Origin of the sequence: Streptomyces sp. NPDC002825, assembly GCF_040295385.1 — a bacterium.
In the GTDB taxonomy this organism is placed as follows: Bacteria; Actinomycetota; Actinomycetes; order Streptomycetales; family Streptomycetaceae; genus Streptomyces.
Genome location: NZ_JBEOVH010000002.1, coordinates 1 through 22,715, shown reverse-complemented (window position 1 = coordinate 22,715; position 22,715 = coordinate 1). Strand labels below are relative to the sequence as shown.

18 protein-coding genes are annotated in these 22,715 nt (G+C 72.0%); 11 read left to right on the top strand and 7 right to left on the bottom strand.

The genetic code is table 11. The features are described 5' to 3' along the window. The first annotated feature begins 2 nt into the window (after positions 1-2). On the top strand, positions 3-1,757 hold the full coding sequence (locus tag ABT041_RS02480; RefSeq protein WP_351177738.1) for a glycoside hydrolase family 6 protein: 1,755 nt from the start codon (positions 3-5) through the stop codon (positions 1,755-1,757). A 66-nt stretch (positions 1,758-1,823) separates the two neighbouring features. Here ABT041_RS02480 and ABT041_RS02475 read toward each other — a convergent pair whose 3' ends face one another. Then, positions 1,824-2,858, bottom strand: coding sequence for a LacI family DNA-binding transcriptional regulator (locus ABT041_RS02475; RefSeq protein ID WP_351177735.1), 1,035 nt, complete (start codon positions 2,856-2,858; stop codon positions 1,824-1,826). Between the two features lie 370 nt (positions 2,859-3,228). Here ABT041_RS02475 and ABT041_RS02470 point away from each other — a divergent pair, with 370 nt between their 5' ends. The 4 genes from ABT041_RS02470 to ABT041_RS02455 all read left to right on the top strand — a co-directional run bounded on the left by ABT041_RS02470 (position 3,229) and on the right by ABT041_RS02455 (position 8,092). Further along, entirely contained in the window at positions 3,229-4,578 is a 1,350-nt protein-coding gene (locus ABT041_RS02470) for an ABC transporter substrate-binding protein (protein ID WP_351177733.1), read from the top strand. Between the two features lie 92 nt (positions 4,579-4,670). Beyond that, on the top strand, positions 4,671-5,675 hold the full coding sequence (locus ABT041_RS02465; protein WP_351177730.1) for a carbohydrate ABC transporter permease: 1,005 nt from the start codon (positions 4,671-4,673) through the stop codon (positions 5,673-5,675). A gap of 4 nt (positions 5,676-5,679) precedes the next feature. Then, the gene (locus ABT041_RS02460) at positions 5,680-6,561 is read left to right on the top strand and encodes a carbohydrate ABC transporter permease (RefSeq protein WP_351177727.1); all 882 of its coding nucleotides are present in this window, start codon (positions 5,680-5,682) and stop codon (positions 6,559-6,561) included. 88 nt (positions 6,562-6,649) lie between these two features. Beyond that, the gene (locus tag ABT041_RS02455; RefSeq protein ID WP_351177724.1) at positions 6,650-8,092 is read left to right on the top strand and encodes a GH1 family beta-glucosidase; all 1,443 of its coding nucleotides are present in this window, start codon (positions 6,650-6,652) and stop codon (positions 8,090-8,092) included. Positions 8,093-8,158: 66 nt separating this feature from the next. Here the strand turns inward: ABT041_RS02455 and ABT041_RS02450 are convergent, their stop codons facing one another. Both ABT041_RS02450 and ABT041_RS02445 read right to left on the bottom strand, forming a co-directional pair. After that, positions 8,159-8,629 (bottom strand): hypothetical protein, encoded by a 471-nt coding sequence (locus ABT041_RS02450; protein ID WP_256341229.1) that lies wholly within the window; start codon positions 8,627-8,629, stop codon positions 8,159-8,161. A gap of 167 nt (positions 8,630-8,796) precedes the next feature. Then, a complete protein-coding gene (locus ABT041_RS02445; protein WP_351177720.1) occupies positions 8,797-9,525 on the bottom strand; it encodes an IclR family transcriptional regulator in 729 nt (242 codons plus the stop codon). Positions 9,526-9,694: 169 nt separating this feature from the next. Between ABT041_RS02445 and ABT041_RS02440 the strand changes: the two genes are divergently transcribed. Then, entirely contained in the window at positions 9,695-10,633 is a 939-nt protein-coding gene (locus ABT041_RS02440) for a glycerophosphodiester phosphodiesterase (protein WP_351177718.1), read from the top strand. Between the two features lie 13 nt (positions 10,634-10,646). On the opposite strand, the gene ABT041_RS02435 is transcribed toward ABT041_RS02440, so the two are convergent. Further along, positions 10,647-11,150 carry an HD domain-containing protein gene (locus ABT041_RS02435; protein ID WP_351177716.1) on the bottom strand — a complete coding sequence of 168 codons (504 nt, stop codon included), beginning with the start codon at positions 11,148-11,150 and terminating at the stop codon, positions 10,647-10,649. A gap of 77 nt (positions 11,151-11,227) precedes the next feature. Between ABT041_RS02435 and ABT041_RS02430 the strand changes: the two genes are divergently transcribed. Continuing rightward, positions 11,228-12,154, top strand: a complete 927-nt coding sequence (locus ABT041_RS02430; protein ID WP_351177714.1) for an LLM class F420-dependent oxidoreductase — start codon at positions 11,228-11,230, stop codon at positions 12,152-12,154. Between the two features lie 6 nt (positions 12,155-12,160). Here ABT041_RS02430 and ABT041_RS02425 read toward each other — a convergent pair whose 3' ends face one another. Both ABT041_RS02425 and ABT041_RS02420 read right to left on the bottom strand, forming a co-directional pair. Continuing rightward, positions 12,161-14,443: an MMPL family transporter gene (locus ABT041_RS02425; RefSeq protein WP_351177711.1), complete on the bottom strand. Its 2,283-nt coding sequence runs from the start codon at positions 14,441-14,443 to the stop codon at positions 12,161-12,163. Between the two features lie 132 nt (positions 14,444-14,575). Beyond that, positions 14,576-15,283: a DUF2470 domain-containing protein gene (locus ABT041_RS02420; protein ID WP_351177709.1), complete on the bottom strand. Its 708-nt coding sequence runs from the start codon at positions 15,281-15,283 to the stop codon at positions 14,576-14,578. 135 nt (positions 15,284-15,418) lie between these two features. Here ABT041_RS02420 and ABT041_RS02415 point away from each other — a divergent pair, with 135 nt between their 5' ends. The 3 genes from ABT041_RS02415 to meaB are packed head-to-tail and all read left to right on the top strand — an operon-like array spanning position 15,419 to position 20,423. Continuing rightward, a complete protein-coding gene (locus ABT041_RS02415) occupies positions 15,419-17,230 on the top strand; it encodes a methylmalonyl-CoA mutase family protein (protein ID WP_351177706.1) in 1,812 nt (603 codons plus the stop codon). Beyond that, positions 17,230-19,404, top strand: a complete 2,175-nt coding sequence (gene scpA, locus ABT041_RS02410; RefSeq protein ID WP_351177703.1) for a methylmalonyl-CoA mutase — start codon at positions 17,230-17,232, stop codon at positions 19,402-19,404. Before ABT041_RS02415 ends, scpA begins: the two co-directional genes overlap by 1 nt. Further along, positions 19,401-20,423: a methylmalonyl Co-A mutase-associated GTPase MeaB gene (gene meaB, locus ABT041_RS02405; RefSeq protein ID WP_351177700.1), complete on the top strand. Its 1,023-nt coding sequence runs from the start codon at positions 19,401-19,403 to the stop codon at positions 20,421-20,423. Before scpA ends, meaB begins: the two co-directional genes overlap by 4 nt. Before the next feature lie 72 nt (positions 20,424-20,495). On the opposite strand, the gene ABT041_RS02400 is transcribed toward meaB, so the two are convergent. Beyond that, entirely contained in the window at positions 20,496-20,939 is a 444-nt protein-coding gene (locus ABT041_RS02400) for a MarR family winged helix-turn-helix transcriptional regulator (RefSeq protein ID WP_351177697.1), read from the bottom strand. A gap of 155 nt (positions 20,940-21,094) precedes the next feature. Here ABT041_RS02400 and ABT041_RS02395 point away from each other — a divergent pair, with 155 nt between their 5' ends. Next, positions 21,095-22,600, top strand: a complete 1,506-nt coding sequence (locus ABT041_RS02395) for an MFS transporter (protein WP_351177694.1) — start codon at positions 21,095-21,097, stop codon at positions 22,598-22,600. The last annotated feature ends 115 nt before the right edge of the window (positions 22,601-22,715 follow it).

Genomic DNA, 22,715 nt, shown 5'->3' with positions numbered 1-22,715 from the left:
CCATGAGCCGCACCAGCCGTACCGCCCTCCTGGCGGCCCTCGGCCTCGTCACCGCGACGGGAGCCACCGCCACGGTCTTCGGCGCCACCGCCGGCGCAGCCACCCCGGGCTGCAAGGTCGACTACACCATCACCAACCAGTGGAACACCGGCTTCGGCGCCAACGTCGTCGTCACCAACACGGGCGACCCGACGTCCTCGTGGACCCTGGAATGGAGCTACGCCGGCAACCAGCAGGTCACCCAGGGCTGGAACGCCACCATCACCCAGTCCGGGGCCGTCGTCACCGCCAAGAGCATGTCCTACAACGGGGCGCTCGCCACCGGTGGTTCGACCTCCTTCGGCTTCAACGGTTCCTACAGCGGCACCAACGCCGTCCCCGCGACCTTCAAGCTGAACGGCGTCACCTGCAACACGGCCACGCAGCCGACCGACCCGCCGACCACCCCGCCCACCACTCCCCCGACAACCCCGCCGACCACGCCTCCCACCACGCCGCCGGCCGGCACCCGGGTGGACAACCCGTACGCCGGCGCCAAGGTGTACGTGAACCCCGAGTGGTCCGCGAAGGCGGCGGCCGAGCCCGGCGGCACCAAGGTCTCCAACCAGCCCACCGGCATCTGGCTGGACCGGATCGCCCTCGTCAACGGTACGAGCACCTCGATGGGCCTGCGCGCCCACCTCGACGAGGCCCTGAAGCAGAAGGGCTCGGGCGAGCTCGTCGTCCAGCTGGTCGTCTACAACCTGCCCGGCCGTGACTGCGCCGCGCTCGCCTCCAACGGAGAGCTCGGGCCCACGGAGATCGGCCGGTACAAGACCGAGTACATCGACCCGCTCGCCGCGATCCTCGCCGACTCCAAGTACGCGGGCCTGCGGATCGTCACCACGGTCGAGATCGACTCGCTGCCCAACCTGGTCACCAACGTCTCCGGGCGTCCCACGGCCACCGCCAACTGCGACGTCATGAAGACCAACGGCAACTACATCACCGGCGTCGGCTACGCGCTCAAGAAGCTCGGCGCGATCCCCAACGTCTACAACTACGTCGACGCCGGCCACCACGGCTGGCTCGGCTGGGACGACAACTTCGGCCCCTCCGCCGAACTCTTCAAGCAGGCCGCCACGGCGGAGGGCTCGACGCTCGCCAACGTGCACGGCTTCATCGTCAACACCGCCAACTACAGCGCCCTGAAGGAGGACCACTTCACCATCGACGACAGCGTGAACGGCGTCTCCGTGCGCCAGTCCAAGTGGGTGGACTGGAACCGGTACACCGACGAGCTGTCGTACGCCCAGGCCATGCGGGCCAAGCTCGTCTCGATCGGCTTCGACCCCAACCTCGGCATGCTGATCGACACCTCCCGCAACGGCTGGGGCGGCACCGCCCGGCCCACCGGCCCGGGCGCCACGACCAGCGTCGACACGTACGTCAACGGCGGCCGCTACGACCGGCGCATCAACCCCGGCAACTGGTGCAACCAGTCCGGTGCGGGCCTCGGCGAACGGCCCCAGGCGGCCCCGGCCGCGGGCATCGACGCGTACGTCTGGATGAAGCCCCCGGGCGAGTCCGACGGCGCCTCCAAGGAGATCCCGAACACCGAGGGCAAGGGCTTCGACCGGATGTGCGACCCGACGTACACGGGCAACGTCCGTAACGGGAACAGCATGTCGGGCGCGCTGCCGGACGCCCCGCTCGCGGGCCAGTGGTTCTCGGCCCAGTTCCAGGAGCTCCTGAAGAACGCGTACCCGGCGCTGTAACCCGGCGACGGGCGGCCCCGGGGGATCCGGATCCCCCGGGGCCGTCCGTACGCCCCGCACGCGCCCTCAGCTCGACTCCCGCACGATCAGCTCCGTCGGCAGCACATGCCGGCGCGACTCCCCCGGGGCGGCCTCCGTCCTCTCATGGATCTCCCGGATCAGCATCCGCGCCATCGTGCGGCCCATCTCCTCGATGGGCTGCCGCACGCTCGTCAGCGGCGGGTCCATGAGCCGCGCCACCGGCGAGTCGTCGACCCCGACGAGCGCCACGTCCTCGGGGACCCGGCGGCCCGCCTCCCGCAGCACCCCGCGAGCGCCCGCCGCCATCACGTCGGAGGCGGCGAAGACGGCGTCCAGGTCCGGGCTGCGGTCGAGCAGCAGCCGCATGGCCCGCCGGCCGCCCTCCTCGGTGAAGTCCCCGGCCTGGACCAGGGCCTCGTCGGGCGGGAGTCCGGCCTCCGTGAGCCCGGCGCGGTAGCCGCCGAGCCTGGCCCGTGCCACGTACATGTCGAGGGGCCCGGTGACGGTCGCGATACGGCTCCGGCCGCGCCCCACGAGGTGGGCGACGGCCGCGCGCCCGGCGCCGATGTTGTCGGAGTCCACGTACGGCACGGGCTCGGCCTCCGTGCGGCGGCCGTTCATCACCACCGGGAGGCCCAGGTCCCTGACGCGCTCGGGCAGCGGGTCGTCGCCGTGGACGGAGGCGAGCAGCACCCCGTCGACGCGCTGGGCCGCGAGGTACTGCTCGAAGCGCTGCCGCTCCTGCTCGCTGCGGACCAGGGTGAGCAGCAACTGCTTGTCGGCCTCGGCGAGTGCGGCACTGACCCCGCGGATGAGGTCGAGGAAGTAGGGCTCGGCGAAGAGTCGGGCCTCGGCCTCGGGGATGACGAGCGCGATCGCGTCGGTGCGGCTGCCGGCCAGGGCGCGGGCGGCCTGGTTGGGTACGTAGCCGAGTTCGGCGACGGCTCGGGCGACGGCCGTTCTGGTCTGCTCGCTCACCCGGGGGGAACCGTTGATCACCCGGGAGACCGTCCCCCGGCCGACCCCGGCCCTGGCCGCAACCTGCTCCAGGGTGGGTCTGCCGCTCTGCCGTCCGCTCACGACTCCCGAACTCCCCTCGTAGGACAACGCGCTGCTCACCGACCGCACGCAAGGGGGTGGGAGCGCTCCCACAGTAGTCCACCGACCCGCCGCCGCGCCACGCGCCGCGTTCAGGAGATGACGGCTCGATGGCCACGAGGCGTCGCGAAATGACGGGAAAACCTTCCGGTAACGAATCCGCGTTCATGTCTTGACACCCGCACCCGCCAGGACGCAACCTTCCGGCAACGACGTGGGAGCGCTCCCATCGGGACGCGACACAAGCCCTGCATCAGGTCCTGGCGGGCGCCGCCGAGCCGCGATCAGCCGGCCGGGCCGCTTGGCGCACAGAAGACGCACAGAGAGCACCACCTTGGACGAGGAGAGTGGAATGCGCACTTCCAGCAGCAGACGCGGACGCCGTGCGGCGATCGCGGCGGTCGCCGTCGTCGCGACCGGCACGACCCTGCTCACCGGTTGCGGCAGCGACGAGGACGGTGGCAAGGGCGGCGCGAGCGGCCAGGGCTCCGGGAAGATCACCCTGCGGATCGGGACCTTCGGTTCCTTCGGCTACGACAACAAGACCGGCGCCAAGCTGTACGCCGAGTACGAGCGGCTCCACCCGAACATCAAGATCGAGGAGTCGAACGTCTCCGACGGTCAGAAGTACTGGGACACGCTGAAGCTGCGCCTCGCCCAGAACAGCGGCGTCGCCGACATCCAGGCCATCGAGGTGGGCTACATCGCCGAGGCGACCGGCACGGCCATGGCGAACAGGTGGGTCGACCTCGGCAAGGAGGGCGGCGCGAACCTCGGTGACTTCCTCGACTGGAAGGTCAAGCAGGCGACGACGGGCGACGGCAAGGTCATCGGCCTCGGCACCGACATCGGCCCCATGGCCATCTGCTACAACAAGGACCTCTTCGCCAAGGCCAAGCTGCCCACCACCCGCGAAGAGGTCGGCAAGCTGTGGGCCGGCGACTGGTCCAAGTTCATCGAGACCGGCAAGAAGTACAAGGCGGCCGCGCCCGCCGGCACCGCCTTCCACGACTCCGCGGGCGGCCTGTTCAACGCCGTCGTCGCCAGCGACCCGGTGCAGTACGCCAACGCGAGCGGCGAGCTCGACTGGGAGAACAGCCCCGGCGTGAAGAACGCCTGGGACATCGCGGTGAAGGCGGCGCAGGGCGGACTCACCGCCAAGCTGCGCCAGTTCGACGAGAAGGGCACGTGGAACGCGGCCTTCAAGAACTCGAAGTTCGCCACCGTCGCCTGCCCGAGCTGGATGACCGGCATCATCAAGGACCAGGCGGGCCCCGCCAACCAGGGCAAGTGGGACATCGCCGCGCCGCCGGTCGCCGGCAACTGGGGCGGCTCCTTCCTCGCCGTCCCGAAGGCCGGCAAGCACACCAAGGAGGCGGCCGAGCTCGCCGCCTGGCTGACCGCGCCCGAGCAGCACGCCAAGGTGTTCGCGGTGAACGGCAACATCCCCTCCTCCAAGGACACGCTCCTCTCCTCGGCGGTCCAGGAGGCGAAGCTCCCGTACTTCGGCGACACCCCGGTCGGCAAGATCTTCTCCAGCGCGGCGGCCGGCATCACCCCCGCCACCATCAGCCGCTACGACGGCCAGGTGAAGACCTTCCTCACCGACAACGGCATCCTCGACATCGACCAGCGCGGCACCGACCCGGCCAAGGCCTGGGAGAACGTCAAGAAGCTGGTCGACGACAAGATCGACCAGTAGCGGGGGCGCCTGCCGGTCCGCCGCCGTCCGAGGGCAGCGGCGGACCGGCACCGTCCGCACCACCGCACGCATCGACCTGGAAGGACGCCCCCGTGGCCACCTCCGTCCGGGCGGAGCGGGCCGGCTCCCCGCCGCCCGCCGCACCGCCCTCCTCCCCCGGCTCCCGGCCCCGCCGCTCCAATCCGGGCGGCCTGCGCAGCACGCTCTACCGGTGGGACATCAAGGCGATCCCGTACGTCTTCATCGCCCCCTTCTTCCTCACCTTCGCGGCCTTCGGTCTCTTCCCGCTGCTCTACACCGGCTGGCTCTCCCTGAACCGGGTCGAGCTCGGCGGCGACCCGACGTGGAAGGGCCTGGAGAACTACACCGACCTCGCCACCAGCGAGTTCTTCTGGAACGCGCTGCTCAACACCTTCACCATCGGGGTGATCTCGACCGTCCCGCAGCTGCTCATGGCCCTGGGCCTGGCGCACCTGCTCAACTACAAGCTCCGCGGCCGCGGCTTCTTCCGGGTCGCGATCCTCGCCCCGTACGCCACCTCGATCGCGGCGGCGACCCTGGTCTTCGCCCAGCTGTTCAACACCGACTACGGCATGATCAACAGCATGCTCGGCTGGATCGGCTTCGACCCGGTGGACTGGGAGTCGTCCAAGTGGCCCGCGCAGATCGCGATCTCTGTGATCGTCACCTGGCGCTGGACCGGCTACAACGCGCTGATCTACCTGGCCGCGATGCAGGCCGTGCCGCAGGACCTGTACGAGGCGGCCTCGCTCGACGGGGCCTCGCGCTGGCGGCAGTTCATCAGCGTCACGATCCCGTCGATCCGGCCGACGATCCTCTTCACGATCATCGTCTCCACCATCGGCGCCACGCAGCTGTTCGGTGAGCCGATGCTCTACGGCGGCAGCCTCGGCATCAGCGGCGGCAGCGGCAACCAGTTCCAGACGCTGAGCCTGCTGATGTACGAGAAGGGCTGGATGACCGGCGCGCTGGGTCAGGCCTCCGCGATCGCCTGGGTCATGCTCCTGATGCTCCTCCTCATCGGCGGCGTCCAGGCGCTCGTCTCCCGTCGCGACCGCACGAAGCCGAGGGGATGACCTCATGGCCCGCACACTCGAATCACCCACCCCGGTACGCCGGTTCGGGCAGTCGGCCGGCCGGCAGCACCACGCGGGTCCGGTGACGTACGTCCTGCTCGTGCTCGCCGCCGTCGTCTCGCTGTTCCCGCTGTACTGGAACCTGGTCGCCGCCTCGCACACCGGCGAGCGGGTCGTGGAGGCCCCGGCGCCGCTGCTGCCCGGCAAGCGGCTCCTGGACAACCTCAGCTTCGCCTGGAACCAGGTCGACATGGGCGAGGCGCTGATCAACACCACGATCGTCGCGAGCCTGGTGGCCCTGTCCACGGTGCTGTTCTCGACGCTCGCCGGCTTCGCCTTCGCCAAACTGCCCTTCCAGGGCCGGGGCATGATGCTCTCGCTCGTGGTCGCCACGATGACGATCCCGCCGCAGCTCAGCGTGATCCCGCTGTACCAGATCATCACGGACCTCGGCTGGTTCGACCAGCTCCAGTCGGTCGTGCTGCCCTCGCTCGTCGCCGCCTTCGGCGTGTTCTTCATGCGGCAGTTCCTGGTCGAGGCGCTGCCGGTGGAGCTGGTCGAGGCGGCCCGGATGGACGGGGCGCACAGTCTCCGGATCATCTGGCACGTGGTCTTCCCGGTGGCCAGGCCCGCGATGGCCGTGCTCGGCATGCTGGTCTTCGTCCAGGCGTGGAACGACTTCTTCTGGCCGTTCATCGCGCTCACCCCGGACGGCAACCCCACCCTCCAGGTGGCCCTCGCCGGCCTCGGGGCGGGCAACCACACCGTGGACCACGCCGTGGTGCTGACCGGCGCCCTGATCTCCACCGTGCCGCTGCTGCTCGTCTTCGCCTTCCTCGGCAAGCACATCGTCGGCGGCATCACGGCCGGCGCCGTGAAGAGCTGACCGGCGCGCCGGGCGCCCCGCGCCCCGGACCGTGCCGCCGGAAGCCCTCATCTCCGTAACTCCGTAACCGTGTTGGGAGCCCTCTCCTATGACCGCGTCCGAAACCCGGCCACTCACCGCGACCCGCTCGTTCCCCGCCGACTTCCTGTGGGGCGCGGCCACCGCCGCCTACCAGATCGAGGGAGCGGCCGCGGAGGACGGCCGCACCCCGTCCATCTGGGACACCTTCTCGCACACCCCCGGCAAGGTCTTCGAGGGCCACACCGGCGACGTGGCCGTGGACCACTACCACCGGTTCCGCGAGGACGTCGGGATCATGGCCGAACTCGGCCTGAACGCCTACCGCTTCTCCGTCTCCTGGTCCCGCGTCCAGCCCACCGGCCGGGGCCCCGCCGTCCAGCAGGGCCTGGACTTCTACCGGCGGCTCGTCGACGAGCTGCTCGCCGCCGGCATCGAGCCGGCCCTGACCCTCTACCACTGGGACCTGCCGCAGGAGCTGGAGGACGCGGGCGGCTGGCCGGAGCGGTCGACCGCCGAGCGGTTCGCCGAGTACGCGGGCATCGTCGCCGACGCGCTCGGTGACCGGGTGAAGCGGTGGACGACGCTCAACGAGCCCTGGTGCAGCGCCTTCCTGGGGTACGGCTCCGGGGTGCACGCCCCGGGCCGCACCGACCCGGTCGCCGCGCTGCGCGCCGCCCACCACCTCAACCTCGGGCACGGTCTCGCGGTCCAGGCGCTGCGTGCCGCACTGCCGGCGGACCGTCAGCTCGCGGTCTCGCTCAACCTGCACGAGATCAGGCCGCTGACCGGTTCGGCCGAGGACCTGGAGGCGGCCCGCCGGATCGACGCCGTCGGCAACCGGGTCTGGCTGGGCCCGATGCTGGAGGGCGCCTACCCGGAGGACCTGCTGGCCGACACCGCGCACCTGACGGACTGGTCCTTCGTCCGGGACGGCGACACCGCGGCGGCGAACCAGCCGCTGGACCTGCTCGCCATCAACTACTACACGCCGACGGTCGTCTCGCACGTGCCGGAGGGCGCGGAGAAGCCGCAGGACGACGGCCACGGGCACAGCGAGCACTCGCCGTGGCCGGGCGCGGACGCGGTCGCCTTCCACCGGGCGCCGGGCGAGCCGACGGCGATGGGCTGGGCGGTCGATCCGAGCGCGCTGTACGACCTGCTGACCCGGGTCTCCGCCGCGTACCCCGGTCTGCCGCTGGTGATCAGCGAGAACGGGGCGGCGTACGAGGACGTCGTCGGTCCGGACGGTTCGGTGCACGACCCGGAGCGCGCCGCCTATGTGCACGCGCACCTGGAGGCGGTGCACCGGGCGCTGTCGGACGGCGTGGACGTGCGCGGGTACTTCCTCTGGTCGCTGCTCGACAACTTCGAGTGGGCGTACGGCTACGCGAAGCGCTTCGGCGCGGTGCGGGTGGACTACGACACCCTGGAGCGGACGCCGAAATCGAGCGCCCGCTGGTACGCGCGGGTGGCGCGCTCGGGCGAGCTGCACGCGCCCGAAGGGGACTGACCCACGACGCGGGGAAGGGCCGTGCCGGTCGCCGGCACGGCCCTTCCTCCTGTCGTCCTGTGCCGATCAGATGTCGACGACCCGGTAGCCGATGACGTAGATGCCGCCGGAGCCCTCGACGGTGCGCCACTGGGTCTCGGCGCCGACCTCGCTGCCGGTGACGAGCGTGGCGCCCAGCTTGTCGTCGCTGCTGGTGGAGTCGTAGTCCCACAGGGTCAGGGTGCGGGCCTGCTCCTTGCCGAGGATCAGCGCGGCGTTGCCGTTGCCGTCCTCCATGGAGCGGACGTAACCGGTGCCCATGGTCTGGTACTTGATGCCGTTGCCGGGCCAGACCTTGACGGCGTTGCCGTTGGCGTCGGTGATCTTGAGGTAGGCCTCGTCGTGGTCGCCCTCGCTGTTCTGCTGGCAGTGCAGCTCGAAGAGCTCGATCTTGACGTAGTCGATCGGCTCGGCGTGCGCGGTGCCGGCGAAGGCGCCGAGGCTGCCCAGCCCGAGCAGAGCGGTGGCGGCGGCTCGGACGACTCGGTTCTTGCGCATGTGGTCCCCCCACACATCGGGTCACGCATGTGACATGGTGTCCGGTCCGCCTCAACCGGCGGTCCCGGTGTGCCGTTTCCCCCCGGCACGACACCTACTGTGCCCGGCGGGCCCGCCCCTGCTCTACGCGCGTTCCGCTGGGCGGAACAGGCCCGTGAACCGGGGGCCTACAGGACCGGCGCGGCCGACGGCACCGGTCTCCTCCGCACGCCCCGGGCGAGCGCGCGGGTGACCGCGGCCCCCGCCTCCGCGACGGCCTGGGCGAGCGCGTCGAGTCCGCGGCCGGCCGGGACCATGCCGGCGAGCGCCGCGACCGTGCGCCCGTCCGGGGCGCGGACCGGCAGCGAGGCGCAGCACACCCCTTCCATCACGTCCTCGCGGTCGAACACGGCCCCGCCCCCGAGCGGCCCGCGCAGCGCCTTCCCGGCGGCGGTGTCGAGGTGGAAGGCGATCCCGTCGCGTACGGGGAGCAGCGGTTCCAGGTCGCCGGGTACGGAGCTGACGGTGATGGCCATGTCCTCGCGGAGCACGGTGAGGACGACGCTGGCGCCGGTGGCGGCGCGCAGGCGCTGGAGGGGCAGGCGGGCGGCGGTGCGCAGTCCGGGGTGCGGTTCCCAGGCCTGGCCGAGGCGGTAGAGCTGCGGGCCGACGCGGTAGCGGTTGCCCGTGCGTTCGACGGCGCCGACGTCGACCAGTTGGTCGAGGAGCCGGTGGACGCTGCCCTTGGGCACCCCGCAGGCGAGTGAGAGTTCGGTCACTCCGGCCTCGTCGCCGTTCCTGCGCAGGGCGTCGAGCAGCGCGAACGCTCCTTCGAGCACGCCCCGGCCGCGTTCCTGACGTCCCGGTGCGACGGTCTTCGCGGGGCCGCCCGTTCTCCGTGCCTTTCCGGTGTCCATGAGTCCCCCTGAGTCGGTGCGCCCGGCCGTGGTCCCCCGATGGCGCGGCTCCGGGCATACCTCACACGATGCCGCAGACCGGACCGATCCGGCGAAGGGCTTGTGTCGCCGGTCGTGTCGCCGCGAGCCCGGGGCCCGATCCCGGGAACACCCCTTAGGGTGGTCGGCCATGAGAGACGCTCAAGCGCCCGCCGGCCGGTCCCGTCGGCGCGGGACCATCGGACTGGTAGCCGTCGCCACCGTCGTCGCGGGGCTCGCGACGGTGTTCGTCGTCGCCGCGCCGCCCTCGACGTCCGCGCCCCGCCCGGCGGCTCAGGGCTCGGCGGCGGCTCGGGGCCCCGCGGCGGCGAGCCCCTGGATGCGCGCGGCCGGGGCACCGCTGACGGTGATCGCCCACCGGGGTGCGCCCTCGGCGGCCCCCGAGAACACCCTGGTCTCGGACGAGGTGGCCCGGCGGGGCGGGGCCGTCTGGATCGAGAACGACGTGCAGCCCAGCAAGGACGGCGTGCCGTACATCCTCCACGACACCACCGTCGACCGGACCACGGACGGCACGGGTCCGATCCGCTCGCTGACGTCCGACCAGCTCGACGAGCTGGACGCGGGTTCCTGGTTCGCCCCCGCCTACGCCGGTGCCCGGATCCCGACGCTGGCCGCGCAGCTCGCGGACCTGAGGGAGCGCGGCGGGAAGCTGCTCCTGGAGATCAAGGGGCGGCACAGCCGCGCCGAGGTGGCCCGGATCGTCCAGCAGGTGCGGGAGCAGGAGATGACGGAGCGGGTCTTCGTCCAGAGCTTCGACGTCCCGTCCCTGCGGTTCGCCCACGAGCTGGCGCCCGAACTGCCGCTGGGTCTGCTGCGCGACACCCTGGACGCGGATCCCGTGGCGGTGGCCCGGGATCTGGACCTGGCCGCGTACAACGTCGGGGACGCCGCACTGGCGACGCGTCCGCAGCTGGTCGCCGATCTGCACGCGGCCGGTGTGGCGGTGAACGTGTGGACGGTCGACAAGCCGGCGCGCTGGAAGGCGCTGGACGAGCTCGGGGTGGACGGCGTCATCACGAACCGCCCCACCGAGCTGAAGGGCTGGCTGTCCGGCCGGGCCGGCTGAGCGGCGGGGTCCGTCAGCGGGTGGTCAGCTCCTCCAGGAGGCCGGGGTTGACCACCCGGAGGATCGTCGCGATGTCGCCGGGGTCGGCCGCGGGCCACAGGACGGCCCTGGCCGCCCGGTACTTGGCGGCGAGCCGTTCCCGTTGTGCGGGCTGCAGGGCGGCGGCCCGGTCCGTGCGGCTGTTGTGCGCGTTGTCGGCGATCTTCACGAGGGTGGCGCCGGGGTCCTCGGTGATGAGGCGGAGCTTCTCCTCGTAGGGCGTGTCGGGGTGGTTGGTGACGGCTTCCACGAGGGCGACGACGCGGTCGGGGATCCCCGCGGCGCGCAGCCGTTCGGCCGTCCACTCGGTGTCCTCGATGACGTCGTGCAGGAGGCCGGCCATGGCCAGGTGCGGGCCGAACGGTTCCAGGCCGGCGGCGACCGCGCGGACGTGGGCGACGTAGGGGGTCCCGATCTTGTCGACCTGCCCGGCGTGCGCGCGGTCGGCCAGGGCGTCCACTTCGGCGAGCGTCTTCATGTGCCCCATCATCCCTGCCACACGGTGTTCACACGGAATCGGGAATGCCGGTCGTGGCACGGCTGGTTGCCGGGTGCATGACTCTCGGAGTGACGCTCAGTTCGACCTCCCGGCAGCTTCCTGTCGACGACACGGTGCGGCTGGCGAAGGAGGCGTACGACGCCGGCCTGCACTCGGCGTGGTTCGGCCAGACCTTCGCGTACGACTCGCCCTCGCTCGCCGCGATCGTCGGGCGCGAGGTGCCCGGGCTGCACGTGGGAACCTCGGCCATACCGGTCTTCGGCCGCCATCCGCTGCTCGTCTCCAGCCAGGCGCAGACCGCCCAGGCCGCCACCGGCGGCCGCTACCACCTCGGGCTCGCGCTCGGCACCCGGCATCTGACGGAGACCGCGTTCGGCCTTCCGTACGAGCGGCCGATCGGGCTGCTCCGGGAGTTCCTCACCGCACTGCGGCCGCTGCTGGAGACGGGCGAGGCCGACTTCCACGGGGAGCTGCTGACGGCGACGACCCCGTACCCGGCGGCCGTTCCGGGGGCGGAGCCGCCGGTGCCGGTGCTGGTCGCCGCGATGGGCCCGCAGGCGCTGCGGGTCAGTGGTGAACTCGCCGACGGGATCCTGCCGTTCCTCGCGGGTCCGCGGGCGCTCGCCGAGCACATCGTCCCGACGGTGACGGCGGCGGCCGAGGCGGCGGGGCGGCCGGCGCCCCGGATCGTGGCGCTGGTGCCGGGCGTGGTGACGGCGGACGCCGAGGGCGTGCGGCAGAAGGCGGCGGAGGCGCTCGCGCTCTACGAGCGGATTCCTTCCTACCAGCGGGCGATCGAGCTCTCCGGCGCCGAGGGGGCGGCCGGTGTCGCGGTGATCGGTGACGAGGAGACCGTGGCCGCCGAGGTGCGGCGCTTTTCCGAGGCGGGGGCGACGGAGGTGGTGTTCACGGCGACGGACCTGGGCGGTGAGGACGACCGCCGCCGGACCTGGAAGCTGCTCGGGGAGCTGGCGCGGGGCTGAGCCTCCCTAGGTCCTTCCGGCGCTCTGGGCCGCCTGCTCGGCCTGGAGGGCCTCCTCGCCCTCGGTGTCCAGGTGCGGCAGGATCCGGTCGAGCCAGCGCGGGGTCCACCAGGCGTGGCGGCCGAGGAGGGTCATCACGGCGGGTACGAGCAGCAGGCGGACCACGGTGGCGTCGATGAGGACGCTGGCGGCGAGGCCGAGGCCGAGCATCTTGACGACGATGTTGTCGGAGACGATGAAGGCCGCGAAGACGCTGACCATGATGAGCGCGGCGCAGGTGATGACGCGTGCGGTGATCTCCAGGGCGTGGGCGACGCTGGCCTTGGAGTCACCGGTGCGCAGCCAGGCCTCGCGGACGCGCGAGAGCAGGAAGATCTCGTAGTCCATGCTCAGGCCGAAGACGATGGCGAACATCATCATCGGTACGTAGCTCTCGATGGGCACCTTGCCGTTGACCCCGAGGGCGGGTCCGCCCCAGCCCCACTGGAACACGGCGACGACGACGCCGTACGAGGCGGCGATGGAGAGCACGTTGAGCACGGCCGCCTTGACCGCGACCAGGACTCCGCGGAAGACGATGAGGATGACGAGGAAGGCGAGTCCCACGACGACGGCGATGATCAGCGGAAGTCGGCTGGAGACGATGTCGAGGAAGTCGACCTGGGCGGCCGTGTTCCCGGTGACGTAGGTCTGCGCGTCGGTGCCGGTGACCGCCTGCGGGAGGACGTCGTCGACCAGGTGGTTGGTCAGTTCGGTGGTCTTGCCGTCCTGCGGGGAGGCCACGGAGTACGCGGTGCCGACGAGGACGTCTCCGTCGGAGGTGGTCTGGAGCGGGGTGATGTAGGCGGCGTCGGGGACGCCCGTCAGGGCGTCCTTGAGTTTGGTGCCGAGGTCGGCCCGGTCGGCGGCCGGCACGGCCGACTGGTCGACGACCACCGTGAGCGGCCCGTTCGCGCCGGGGCCGAAGGCGGTGGAGATCAGGTCGTAGGCCCGGCGGTCGGTGAACGACTCGGGGTCGGCGCCGTCGCCGATGTGGCCGAGCTGGATGAACAGCAGGGGGAACGCCAGCACGAGGAGGACGAGGACGCCGCCGGTCAGGAACCACCAGGGGCGCCTCTCGACCCGCTGTGCGTACCGGTGCCAGGTGCCGTGCGCGGGTGCTCCGGGCTCGGCGTCGGTCTCGGCGACGGGTCTGCGCACGTGGTACCGGTCGATGCGTCTGCCGACGAGTCCGAGCATGGCCGGGACCAGGGTGAGTGCGGCGATGACGGCGGTGACGACCGTGAAGGCGGCCGCGAGGCCGAGTTTGCCGATGAAGGTGACGTCGGAGACCCAGAGGCCGGACAGGGCGATGATGACGGTGCAGCCGGAGACGAGGACCGCGCGGCCGCTGGTGGTGGTCGCGAGGCCGGCCGCGTCGGCGGGATCGTGGCCGTTCATGAGGTTCTGGCGGTGGCGGGTGATGAGGAACAGCGCGTAGTCGATCCCGACGCCCAGGCCGATCATGGTGGCCAGGGTGGGCGAGACGGTCCCGAAGGTGAAGGCGGCCGCCATCAGGCCGAGCAGCGCGAGTCCGCAGACGGCCCCGAGCAGTGCGGTGACCAGGGGCATGACGGCCCCGATCACGCTGCCGAAGCCGATGAGGAGGACGACGATCGCGACGGCGAAGCCGATGGCCTCGCTGCTGCGGTCGTCGGCCGTCGGGCGGGCGAGTTCGCCGAGCGAACCGCCGTACTCGACGGTGACGCCGGCGTCCCTCAGGGGCTGTACCGCGGCATCGACGCCGTTCAGGTAGTCGGTGCCCAGCGTGGAGGGGGCCACGCTGAAGCGGACGGTGATGTAGGCGGTCTTGCCGTCCGTGGACAGCGGTCCCACGTTGGGCGTCCCCGCCGGGAGCGGCGGCGGTGTGGTCCCGGGCGGCGGGAGCGGATTCTGCGCGCCGATGACGTCGGGGAGCTTCGCCAGGGCGGCGACCGCGGAGTTGACCGCGGAGGCCTCCTGCGTGAGGGGTTTGGAAGGGTCGTTCAGGACGACCTGGGCGCTGTATCCGCCGGCCGCGGGGTCGTGTGCCTTGAGGACGTCGAGTCCGTCGGCCGACTGCACTCCCGGGAGGGAGAAGTTGTCCTCGTACTCGCCGCCGACGGCCCGGTCGAGGACCTGGAGGCCTGCGACGGCCGCCAGCCAGAGCGCGATGACGACGACGAAGTGGCGGGCGCACCAGTGACCGGTGCGGTAGAGGACGCCTTGCGTGGGTGCTGGCCGGCTCTTGGCCGGGCTTCCTGCGTTCATGGCGTGGCCGTGTCCGGATAGGGAGATCCCCGAGCGGTTCCGGCACCCGCTGCACGCGGGCCTACGCCGTCCATGGTGCGCCTGCGAAGGCGCTCCGGCATCTCGGCGGTGGAGGCGCCTCGGAGGAGCGGCTCAGGTGAGCAGGTGGTGCGTGTGGGAGGCGCGGCGTGCGGCGGCGAGGAGTGCGTGGATGCGGGGGCCGGCCTGGTCCATGTCGGTGAGGGGGGTGGGGAACGGCAGCCGGGCGTCCCGGTCGCGGCCGGTGCGGTGTTCGAGGCGCAGGGTGAGGCCGTACCGGTCGAGGGCGACGGGCAGGGCGCGGACCAACTCCCGTTCGGGGCGCGGGCGGACGAGGCGGAGGAGCAGGGGGACGAGTTCGGCGTGGCGGTCGACGAGGTGGGTGAGCATGGTCGCCTCGGCGGTGGCCATCGGGTCGGGGTCGGTGGCCCGGATCTCGTCGAGGGTGACGTACGTGCGGCCCTCGTCGTCTTCGAGGAGGGCCTGGCCGAACTCCACGCAGGTGCTCGTGGTGGCCTCCGAGGTGTACGGGGCGGAGAGCAGTCCCGTCAGGGTGACGCGGGCGCGCAGGCGGCGGCGTACGGGGGTGGGGGCGACGTCGGTGAGTTCGAGGCGGACGGGGATGCGCGCGGTGCTTGCGGCGGGGCAGTCCTCGGAGGGGTCGTGGAGGTGGAGGTGTCCCATCGGCCCGGTGCCGTCGAGGAGGTGGACCTCCTGGTGGACCCCGTCGGTGACGACGGTCATCGAGTGGGCGGCGGTCAGGACGGACCGGACGCGTTCGGCGGGCGTGGGCCGCGCGGCGTGGGCGCTGAAGGGACGCATGCACGTACTCCCGGGGAGTGGGACGACGAAGACTGAAGCTTAGGCAAGCCTAACCTAACTCACTTTCACGAAGAGAAGAAGGTCACAGTCGTACGCCCTCCTGCTCCTTTGTCGATCTCCCCTAGCATCCGAGCCATGACGGTCCTGCCTGACGACGGGCTCTCCCTGGCGTCCGAATTCCCAGACGCGCCACATGAGCAGTGGCAACACCTCGTGGCGGGTGTCCTGCGCAAGTCGGGCAAGGAGGTCTCCGGCGCCGATGCCGAGGACGCCCTGTCCACCCTGGTGGAGGACGGCCTCGACACGCGCCCCCTCTACACCGCGCGCGACTCCGCGCCCGACTCCGGCCTCCCCGGCTTCGCGCCCTTCGTGCGCGGCGGACGCGCCGAGGGCAACACCGTGGGCGGCTGGGACGTGCGCCAGCGCCACGTCACGGCCGACGGCGAGGCCGTCCTCGCCGACCTGGAGAACGGCGTCACCTCCCTCTGGCTCGGCGTCGGCGGCACCGGCATCCCGGTCTCCTCCCTCGACAGCGCCCTCGACGGCGTCTACCTCGACCTCGCGCCCGTCGTCCTCGACGCGGGCGACGAGACGGAGGCGGCCGCCGAGCGGCTGCTGCGGCTGTACGAGGAGCGCGGCGTCGCCCCCGAGGCGGCCCGCGGCAACCTGGGCGCGGACCCGCTGGGCCACGAGGCCCGCACCGGCCGCCCGGCCTACGGCCTCGCGTCCGTCGCCGGACTCGCCCGCCGCTGCGCCGACACCTACCCGGGCCTGCGGGCCCTGACCGTGGACGCCCTGCCGTACCACGAGGCCGGCGGCTCGGCCGCGCAGGAGCTGGGCTGCTCCCTCGCGACCGGCGTCGCCTATCTGCGCGGTCTCACCGAGGCCGGACTGAGCATCACCGAGGCCTGCGGGCAGCTGGAGTTCCGCTACGCGGCCACCGCCGACCAGTTCCTGACGATCGCGAAGCTGCGTGCCGCGCGCCGCCTGTGGGCCCGCGTCGCGGAGGCCTGCGGCGCCCCCGAGGCGGGTGCCCAGCGCCAGCACGTGGTGACCTCGCCGGTGATGATGACGCGCCGCGACCCCTGGGTGAACATGCTGCGCACCACCATCGCGACGCTCGCCGCCGGCGTCGGCGGCGCCGACAGCGTCACCGTGCTGCCCTTCGACGACGCGCTGGGCCTGCCCGACGCGTTCGCCCGCCGGATCGCCCGCAACACCTCCACCGTCCTCATCGAGGAGTCCCACCTCGCCCGGGTCATCGACCCGGCGGGCGGCTCCTGGTACGTGGAGCGGCTCACCGACGAACTCGCCCACGCCGCCTGGGACTTCTTCCAGACGATCGAGCGGGCCGGCGGCCAGGAGACCGCGCTGCGCTCCGGCCTGATCCGCGAGCGGCTCGCCGAGACCTGGGCCGCGCGCAGCAGGAAGCTCGCCACCCGCCGCGAACCCATCACCGGCGTCAGCGAGTTCCCGCACCTCGCGGAGAAGCCCGTCGACCGCGCCCCCGCGCCCGAGCCGCTCTCCGGCGGCCTCCCCCGCGTCCGCCGCGACGAGGCGTACGAGGCGCTGCGCGCCCGCTCCGACGCCCACCTCGCGGCCACCGGCGCCCGGCCCCGCGTCTACCTGGCCGCGCTCGGCCCGGCGGCCGCGCACTCGGCCCGGCTCACCTTCGCCGCCAACCTCTTCCAGGCGGGCGGCATCGAGCCCGTCACCGAGGGCACCTTCGAGGAGAGCGGCGCCCGCGAGGCCTGCCTCTGCTCCAGTGACGCGCTGTACGAGGAGCAGGCCGAGACCGCCGCCGGGGAGCTGCGCGCGGCCGGGGCCGAGCACGTCCTCCTGGCCGGGCGCCCCGCGTCGTACGCCGGTGTGGACGCGTACGTCTTCGCCGGCTGCGACGCCGTCGCCCTGCTCTCCACCGCCCTCGACCGCATGGGAGTGTCCTGATGTCCATCCCCGATTTCTCCGGGATCGAGCTCGGGGCACAGGCCGCCGACGGCGGGCCCGACGAGTGGCGCGCGGCCGTCAAGAAGGCGGCCGGCGGCGACGACCTGCTGTGGGAGACCCCGGAGGGCATCGCCGTCAAGCCGCTCTACACCGGGCAGGACCTGGAGGGCCTGGACTTCCTGGACACCCGCCCGGGCATGACCCCGTACCTGCGCGGCCCGTACCCGACGATGTACGTCAACCAGCCCTGGACGATCCGCCAGTACGCGGGCTTCTCCACGGCCGAGGAGTCGAACGCCTTCTACCGGCGCAACCTCGCCGCCGGCCAGAAGGGCCTGTCGGTCGCCTTCGACCTGCCGACCCACCGCGGCTACGACAGCGACCATCCGCGCGTCACCGGTGACGTCGGCATGGCCGGCGTGGCCATCGACTCCATCTACGACATGCGGCAGCTCTTCGACGGCATCCCGCTGGACAAGATGTCGGTGTCGATGACGATGAACGGCGCGGTCCTTCCGGTCCTCGCGCTGTACATCGTGGCCGCCGAGGAGCAGGGCGTGCCGCCCGAGAAGCTGGCCGGGACCATCCAGAACGACATCCTCAAGGAGTTCATGGTCCGCAACACGTACATCTACCCGCCCGGGCCCTCGATGCGGATCATCTCCGACATCTTCGCCTACACCTCGCAGCGGATGCCGCGCTACAACTCCATCTCCATCTCCGGGTACCACATCCAGGAGGCGGGCGCGACGGCCGACCTGGAGCTGGCGTACACGCTCGCGGACGGTGTGGAGTACATCCGGGCCGGGCGGGAAGCGGGCCTGGACGTCGACGCTTTCGCACCACGGCTGTCGTTCTTCTGGGCGATCGGCATGAACTTCTTCATGGAGATCGCCAAGCTGCGCGCGGCCCGGCTCCTGTGGGCGAAGCTGGTCAAGCAGTTCGACCCGCAGAACGCCAAGTCCTACTCCCTGCGGACCCATTCGCAGACCTCCGGCTGGTCGCTCACCGCGCAGGACGTCTTCAACAACGTCACGCGCACCTGCGTGGAGGCGATGGCCGCCACCCAGGGCCACACCCAGTCGCTGCACACCAACGCCCTCGACGAGGCGCTCGCGCTGCCCACCGACTTCTCCGCGCGCATCGCCCGCAACACCCAGCTGCTCCTCCAGCAGGAGTCCGGCACCTGCCGGACGATCGACCCGTGGGGCGGCAGCGCGTACGTCGAGAAGCTCACCTACGACCTGGCCCGCCGCGCCTGGCAGCACATCCAGGAGGTCGAGCAGGCCGGCGGCATGGCCAAGGCCATCGACGCGGGCATCCCCAAGCTGCGCGTGGAGGAGGCCGCCGCCCGCACCCAGGCCCGCATCGACTCCGGCCGCCAGCCGGTCATCGGCGTCAACAAGTACCGCGTTGCCTCGGACGAGCAGATCGACGTCCTCAAGGTCGACAACTCCTCCGTCCGCGCCCAGCAGATCGCCAAGCTGCGGCGGCTGCGCGAGGAGCGCGACGAGACCGCCTGCCGCGACGCGCTCGACGCGCTCACCCGCGCCGCCGGCGGCGACGGCAACCTCCTGGAGCTCGCCGTGCGCGCGGCCCGCGCGAAGGCCACCGTCGGCGAGATCTCGGAGGCGCTCGAGAAGGTGTACGGCCGTCACGCGGCGCAGATCCGTACGATCTCCGGTGTGTACCGCACCGAGACAGGCGAGTCCCCCTCCGTGGAGCGCACCCGGGCCCTGGTCGACGCCTTCGGCGAGGCCGAGGGGCGCCGGCCGCGCATCCTGGTCGCCAAGATGGGCCAGGACGGCCACGACCGCGGCCAGAAGGTGATCGCCACGGCCTTCGCCGACCTGGGCTTCGACGTGGACGTCGGCCCGCTGTTCCAGACCCCGGCCGAGGTGGCGCGTCAGGCCGTCGAGGCGGACGTGCACATCGTCGGGGTCTCGTCGCTGGCCGCGGGGCACCTCACCCTCGTGCCGGCGCTGCGCGAGGAGCTGGCGGCGGAGGGCCGCGAGGACATCATGATCGTGGTCGGCGGCGTCATCCCGCCGCAGGACGTCCCCACGCTCCTGGAGATGGGTGCGGCGGCCGTGTTCCCGCCGGGGACGGTGATCCCCGACGCGGCCCACGACCTGGTGACCCGACTGGCCGCCGACCTCGGACACGAGCTGTGATCGGTCTCGACACGTATGTGAAGGGCGTGCTCGACGGGAAGCGGGCGGTGATCGCCCGCGCGATCACCCTCGTCGAGTCGACCCGCCCCCAGCACCGTGCCCTCGCGCAGGAGCTCCTCACCGAGCTCCTGCCGCACAGCGGAAAGGCCGTGCGGATCGGGATCAGCGGGGTGCCCGGGGTCGGCAAGTCGACCTTCATCGACGCGTTCGGGACGATGCTGACCGGGCTCGGCCACCGGGTGGCGGTGCTCGCCGTCGATCCGTCGTCGACCCGTACGGGCGGCTCGATCCTCGGTGACAAGACGCGGATGGAGCGGCTGGCCGTCGACCCGGCGGCCTTCGTCCGCCCCTCCCCCAGCGCCGGCACGCTCGGCGGCGTCGCCAAGGCGACCCGCGAGTCGATGGTCGTGATGGAGGCCGCGGGGTACGACGTGGTGCTCGTGGAGACGGTGGGCGTCGGCCAGTCCGAGACCGCCGTCGCGAACATGGTCGACTCGTTCCTGCTGCTCACCCTGGCCCGTACCGGCGATCAGCTCCAGGGCATCAAGAAGGGCGTCCTCGAACTGGCCGACGTGGTCGCCGTCAACAAGGCGGACGGCCCGCACGAGCGCGACGCCCGCGCCGCCGCGCGGGAACTGGCGGGCGCGCTGCGGCTGATGCATCCCCAAGCTCTCAACTCCGTTCGAGCAGGGGAGACCCCACTCGCGGACGCCGTGTGGACGCCGCCGGTGCTCAGCTGCAGCGCCCGGGAGTCGGCGGGCCTCGACGAGGTCTGGGACCGTCTGAAGCAGCACCGGGCGCTGCTCGACTCGACCGGCCGCCTCACGGCCAAGCGTCAGAACCAGCAGGTCGACTGGACGTGGTCGATGGTCCGCGACGAGCTGCTGCGGCGGCTGAGCGCCGACCCGGCGGTCCAGGAGCTCGCACCGGCCCTGGAGCAGCGGGTCAGGGACGGCGGGCTGACGGCGACCCTGGCCGCCGAGGAGATCCTTAGGGTCTTCGGGGAGCGCGGGGACTGAGCCGGGGTGGCACGGGCGCCTGGACGGGGTTTCCCGTCAGGCGCCCTTCTCCGTGCCCGGGCGTGGCCACGCTCAGGCGTTGTTCTCCATGCCCGGCCGCAGCCGCGCGAGCAGGCCGTACAGGGTGGCGCTGTCCTCCGCGCCGAGGGTGTCGAGGGCGCCGTGGGTCGCCTGCATCTCCTCGCGGACCCGCCGGATGACCTCCCTGCCCTCGTCGGTGGCCACGACGTTCTTCACGCGCCGGTCGGAGGCGTCGGGCTCGCGCCGCACCAGGCCGCGCCCCTCCAGGCGGTCGACGATCCCGGTGACGTTCGAGGCGTCGCAGACGAGGAGGGTCGCGAGGGCGCGCATCGGCAGCGGGCCGTTCAGCTGGGCGAGGACCTTGGCCTGCGTGGACGTCAGCCCGTGGTGGGCGGCGGCCGTGGCGAAGTCGCGCCACTGGGCCGTGCCGATGGCTGCGAGGAGTTCCAGCAGCTGGAGCTTGGTGGGCGTCGTCTCGGGGGTCGTCGCGCTCATGGTTCGAGCGTACTCAGGATCCTTGACATTATCAATTGTTTACTTAAGCACCTCAAGCATTTACTTGACCTCCTCAAGCATCAGCGCTTACCTTCGTCGTATTACTTGATGACATCAAACATCTACGACGTGAAGCACCGAGAAGGTCCCCACACATGAGTCACGAGACCACCCCGCCCGCCGCCGATCCCCGGCGCGAGACGCTCGTCGTCTTCGCGCTGAGCCTCGCCGCCATGGTCGTGTCGATGATGCAGACCCTGCCGGTCCCGATCCTCGGCCTCATCCGCGCCGACCTGGGCACCTCGGCCGCCAACGTCAGCTGGGTCACCACCGCCACCCTGCTCTCCGCCGCCGTCTTCACCCCGCTGCTCGGCCGCTTCGGCGACCAGCACGGCAAGAAGCCCACCCTCGTCGCCGTCCTCGGCGTCATGGTCGCCGGCTCCGTCGTCGCCGCCCTGGCGACCTCGCTCCCCCTGCTGATCCTCGGCCGCGTCCTCCAGGGCGCCGCCACCGCGATCTTCCCGCTGGCCCTGTCCGTGCTGCGCGAGGAGGTCCGCCCGCAGAAGCTGCCCGGCGCGATGTCCCTGGTCAGCGGCACCCTCGCGTTCGGCAGCGGTCTCGCGCTCGTCGCCACGGGCCTGCTCACCTCCGGCGCCGACGCCGACTACCGCAGCGCCTTCTGGATGGCCACCGGCTTCGCCGCGATCGCCCTGCTCGCCGTCGTGTTCCTGGTCCCCGCGACCCGCCACAAGACCGGCGGCCGCACCGACTTCCTCGGCGCGCTCACCCTCGGCGCCACCCTGCTGCTGCTCCTGCTGCCGATATCGCAGGGCCACGAATGGGGCTGGACCTCCGGCCGCACCCTGGGCAGCTTCGCCGCCGCGGCCGTCATGACCGTCGTCTGGGTGTTCACCGAGCTCAAGGTCCGCGAGCCCCTCGTCGACATGCGGATGTTCGTGCACCGGCCGGTCCTCATGGCCAACCTGGCCGGCATCCTCGTCGGCTTCGGCATGTTCGCGAACTTCCTGGGCGTCTCGTACCTCGTCCAGATGCCCGAGGCCCTCACCGGCTACGGCTTCGGCGCCTCGATCCTCCGCGCCTCCGTGGAGTTCCTGCTGCCCGGCGCGATCGTCTCCCTGCTCGCCTCGCCGATCGGCGGCCGGCTCGTCCGCCACCGCGGCCCGCGGACCGCGCTGACCCTGGCCGCCGCGCTCGGCGCGGTCGGCTTCGGCTGGCTCGCCCTCGACCACGGCCACACGGCTTCGGTGATCGGTGCCGGCGTGATCGTCGGCGCGGCCGTCAGCTTCGGTTACGCGGCCATGCCCGCCGTCATCATGGCGAGCGTCCCGCACCACCAGAGCGGCATCGCGAACGGCATCAACTCGATCTCCCGCTCCACCGGCAGCGCGGTCGGCAGCGCCGTGGTCACCACGATCCTGGCCTCGCAGACGATCGAGCACCTGCCCGCCGGCGTCCCGGCCCTGCCGGCCGAGTCCGGCTTCACCCTCACCTTCTGGATCGGCGCCGCCGCCTTCGCGCTGGTCGCGGTCATCGCCCGGTTCGGCCTGCGGAACGGCCAGGCGCCCCGTACCGAACGGGTGAGCACACCGGCCGCCGAGACCTCCGAGACCTCCGAGAAGGAGGCCGCTGCCGCGGCATGACGAGAGGGGCGGGCCCGTCGCGCCGGCGGCTTCGGTCCGCCCGGCAGCGGCGACGACCACGGCTACGGCGGCATGCCCCCGCAGGGCTCCTTCGACTCGTACACGGACGACGACT